4 protein-coding genes are annotated in these 4,013 nt (G+C 62.9%); 3 read left to right on the top strand and 1 reads right to left on the bottom strand.

The window, feature by feature from the left end; all coding sequences use genetic code 11:
- Positions 1 to 136 precede the first annotated feature (136 nt).
- Genes AYK65_RS08795 through mobB form a run of 3 tightly spaced genes read left to right on the top strand, consistent with a single transcriptional unit; the run spans position 137 to position 2,233 of the window.
- Positions 137 to 1,045: a DMT family transporter gene (locus AYK65_RS08795; RefSeq protein WP_081158189.1), complete on the top strand. Its 909-nt coding sequence runs from the start codon at positions 137 to 139 to the stop codon at positions 1,043 to 1,045.
- 10 nt (positions 1,046 to 1,055) lie between these two features.
- A complete protein-coding gene (gene mobA / locus AYK65_RS08800) occupies positions 1,056 to 1,712 on the top strand; it encodes a molybdenum cofactor guanylyltransferase MobA (RefSeq protein ID WP_081158190.1) in 657 nt (218 codons plus the stop codon).
- Positions 1,709 to 2,233: a molybdopterin-guanine dinucleotide biosynthesis protein B gene (mobB, locus tag AYK65_RS08805; protein WP_046120865.1), complete on the top strand. Its 525-nt coding sequence runs from the start codon at positions 1,709 to 1,711 to the stop codon at positions 2,231 to 2,233. Before mobA ends, mobB begins: the two co-directional genes overlap by 4 nt.
- Positions 2,234 to 2,341: 108 nt before the next feature.
- On the opposite strand, the gene AYK65_RS08810 is transcribed toward mobB, so the two are convergent.
- Positions 2,342 to 4,013, bottom strand: a 1,672-nt coding sequence (locus AYK65_RS08810) for an OmpA family protein (RefSeq protein ID WP_081158191.1), incomplete at its 5' end; no start/stop codon positions are given.

The following is a 4,013-nucleotide window of genomic DNA, read 5'->3' on the forward strand; positions in this document are numbered from 1 at the left end:
CGCGCGGCGCTGTAGGCCAACGAGTTCTTGAGTTTGCGTCAAATGACGGTCAAAACTTTCAGAACGGGCGGTCGCACTCGATGGATTCGCCGGTTCCCACCGCAGACGAAACCGTCTCAGCCAAAGGTCATCAGGAATGCACCCCTCAGCCAACTTGCGCGGCATCGTCTTCATGTGTCTTGCCATGGCCGGATTCTCCTGCAACGACGCACTCGTCAAATCCGTGACGGGAGTGATGAATACAGGCCAGATCATGTTCGTGCGCGGACTGCTGACCACTCTCATGGTAATGATAATCGCATACCGTTTCGGCGCCCTGCGACCGATTCGAACCGTGTTCAGGCCGGTCATCATGCTGCGAATCGCGATGGAGGCTCTTGCCTCGATCACCTATATTTCCGCGCTCGGCCAAATACCGCTCGCCAATGCATCCGCGATCATGCAAGCGCTTCCACTGGCGGTGACGCTCGGCGCAGCGCTCTTTCTCGGAGAGCCGGTCGGGTGGCGGCGCTGGGCGGCAATCACTATCGGCTTCGCGGGCGTGCTCATCGTGCTGCGGCCGGGGCCGGAAGGCTTCACGCCCGCCGCTCTGACGGTCGTCGCCTGCGTCTTCGTGACGGCGACGCGCGATCTTTGCACGCGTCGCATCGGCACCGAGGTGCCATCGCTCTTCATTACCGTCACCACCGCCTTCGTGACGACGCTCGTCGGCGCGGCGCTGATCGTTCCCTTCGGCGGCTGGCAGCCGATGTCGACAACGTCATTCGCCCATATAGCCGGCGCCAGCGTGCTCCTGATGCTCGGCTACCAGACGATCGTGCTCGCCATGCGCGACGGCGACATCTCCATCATCGCCCCGTTCCGCTACACAGGCCTCCTCTGGTCGATCGTGATCGGCATCATCTTCTTTTCCGAGACGCCGGACCGCTGGATGCTCGCAGGCGTTGCCATCATCGTCGGTTCGGGGCTTTACACCTTCTATCGCGAGAGCCTGCGCAGTCGCCGGGCGATCGCGCAGCGCTCGCTCACCGGCCCACTGGAATAGGAGTGCAGCGATGGCCGAAAGCGACTTCCATGCGATCCGGCGCCCGCCCGCCGTCATCCTCGCCGGCGGGCGCTCGTCGCGCATGGGAAGCCCGAAAGCGGGGCTCGTGCTTGCTGGAAAACCCATGTTGACCCGCGTCGTGGAGCGGTTGCGGGCGCAGGTCTCCGATCTCGCGGTCAATCTCAATGATCCAAGCGTTGCCACGCCCTCCGACTTGACGGTTGTCCCGGACACAATACCCGGCTTCATCGGTCCGCTGGCCGGCGTCCTGGTTGCGATGCGTCACGCCGCCAAGATCTCACCGGCGGCGAGCCACGTGTTGACGGCACCGATCGATACGCCTTTCTTCCCGACCACACTCGCCTCCAGTCTTGAGGGCGCGCTCACATCGAAGAACGAAATCGCCGTCGCCTGGTCCGGCGGCGAGATGCACCCGCTTTTCGCGCTTTGGCCCATTGCGATCGCTGACGATCTCGACGCATGGATACGCACCGATTCCAAACGGCGCGTGCGCGCCTTCATTGCGCGTCACCCGTCGGTCGCAGTAGAATTTCCCTCGATCCCAACCAAGGCAGGGCCGCTCGACCCCTTCTTCAACATCAACACGCCGGAACAGCTTCAGCAGGCTGAAGCATGGTTGCAATGTCTTGAGGATCGCGAACCATGAACGAATTGACCCATCGGCCGAAGATATTCGGCATCGCCGGCTGGAAGAACTCCGGCAAGACCGGCCTGATGGTCCGCCTGGTCAGCGAAATGACCCGGCGCGGCTATCTGGTCTCGACCGTCAAGCACGCTCACCACGATTTCGACATCGACAAGGTCGGCGCCGACAGCTACCGCCATCGTGAAGCCGGTGCCCACGAAGTGACCATCGTCTCCTCGACGCGTTTTGCGATCATGCACGAGCTGCGAGGCGCCCCGGAGCCGAGCTTCGAAGAAGTCATGTCGCGACTGGCCCCCTGCGACCTCGTGCTGATCGAAGGTTACAAACGCGAACCGATCCCGAAGATCGAGGCCCGCCGCAAAGAATCGGTCAACCGCGAACCACTGGCGCCGACCGATCCGCACATCGTCGCCGTCGCTGCCGACCACGCGATCGCGGAGACGGGGCTCCCCGTGTTCGATCTCGACGATACGCAGGCGATCGCCGATTTTGTCGAGAAGGTGACAGGCTTGCGAGGCTGAGCGTCCCTCACATGCCAAGACGTGTACACAACGTCCGCGTGGTGGTCACAAGAAAATCGGGGCCGGTTTCCCGGCCCCGATTATTTCAGTCCAAAAGTAACTAGCTCGTTACCGCTGCGCCACCGGGCGCACCAGCGGCGTCACGCGACGGATGGTGACGCGCCTGTTCTCCTGCTCGGCCTCGGGAGTGCGGATCTTCAGGAACCGCTCGCCGTAGCCCTGGGTCACCAGGTTTTCCGCCGGCACGCCATAGACTTCTGTCAAGAGCACCGCGACCGACTCGGCACGCTCGTCGGAGAGCACCAGATTCGATCGGTCGGAGCCGACGGCATCCGTGTGGCCCTCGATGAAGAAGGTCTCGCCCGGATCCTTCTCGAGAACCTTGCTCATTGCGTCCGCGACGTTGCGAAGCGTTTTGGCCTGCGACATCGACACCTCGGCACTGCCCGTGGCGAATTCAATGGTGTCGAGATCGATACGACGGACCTTGTCACGCAGGCGCGCGGAGTGGCGCACCTCGTCGATTGTGTAGACGCGCTCGACCGGCTCGACCGGTGGCTCGGACAGGAACTCGTAGTAATCCCGGTCCGGATCCTCCGCGACATCGACGATATACTCGTCGACCGGTATGGCAAGGCGCATCGGCGGCAGCTCGTAGCCGACGTCGACGATCGCCGGCCGGTCCTCTTCGTATTCCGGCGTATACATCATCACATATTCATTGCCGTCCCGGTCGACGCGCGTGCGCGTCAGGATGTCGCCGTAACGATTGTAGACAGTGACGATCTGGTAGCCACCGGGGCGAACGATCGTTTCTCGGACGCGACCACCGGAAAGATTGTCGTAATAGCTCTCTTCCGCGTTCTGCCGCAGACGCGGCCGGTCGTCGCCCCTTACGAAGATGCGATCGCCGACGCCAAGGATGACACGGTCATCGACCTCCTCGACGACCTCCACTCGCGTCACATTGTTTTCCGTCGTGTTGTTGACCGTGGTGTTGTTTATCACGGTGTTGTTGATGACCGTGTTATTGACGATGTTGGTCGTCTCAGGCATGGCAAAGGCCGGAGCTTCCTCGACCCGCTCGCCTTCCTCTTTCAGCACAGCCTCGATCCTCTGCGGAATTTCTTCCCTGACCTCGGCCGGGATCGCCGCCTGCGCGGCGGCATCGTCCGTCGGCGGAGCTACCTCTGCCTCCTTGGCGCGCAGTTCTTCGCGCTGCTTGCGGCGAACCTCACGCGCCTGGTTGCCGCCGGAAATGTCGGCATCCTTGTCGCTATCGAGAACGGCCGCGCCCCTTTCGACCGGAAGCACCACAGTGTCGTCGGAAGCTGCCGGATCCTCAGCGATCTTCTGCTTTTCTTCTACCGTGCGCTCATCGACCACCTCGGGAGCAGGCTGACCCTGGGGCTGCTCGCCCTGGAGCTGCTCCGCCGTTGCGGGTTGTTCAGCGCCGGGAACCACCTGCTGCTGGCCCTCACCCGTCTGCTGAGCCGGAGCCTCCGTCGCTGGCTGCTCGGCGGTCGTTTCGCCTTCAGGTACGACAGCCGGCTGCTCGGCGGCTTTTTGCTCGTCGCTTTGACGCTGCTCTTCGGCCTGTTGCTGGCGTTTCTTGCGAGTGGGAGCCTGCTCTTCGGCCTGCTGTGGAGTGCCTTCCTCGGCAGCGGGCTGTTGCTCTTCCGCCTGCTGCTGGCGTTTCTTGCGTCTGGGAGCCTGCTCTTCAGCCTGCTGCGGAGCGGCCTCCTCTGCGGCCGGCTGTTGCTCTTCCGCCTGCTGCTGG

The organism is Ensifer aridi (genome assembly GCF_002078505.1).
Taxonomy (GTDB): Bacteria; Pseudomonadota; Alphaproteobacteria; order Rhizobiales; family Rhizobiaceae; genus Sinorhizobium; species Sinorhizobium aridi.

Bases quoted from the DNA above. Each gene is read 5' to 3' on its own strand.
- mobB (WP_046120865.1), top strand. From the start codon at position 1,709: ATGAACGAATTGACCCATCGGCCGAAGATATTCGGCATCGCCGGCTGG.
- mobA (WP_081158190.1), top strand. From the start codon at position 1,056: ATGGCCGAAAGCGACTTCCATGCGATCCGGCGCCCGCCCGCCGTCATC.
- AYK65_RS08795 (WP_081158189.1), top strand. From the start codon at position 137: ATGCACCCCTCAGCCAACTTGCGCGGCATCGTCTTCATGTGTCTTGCC.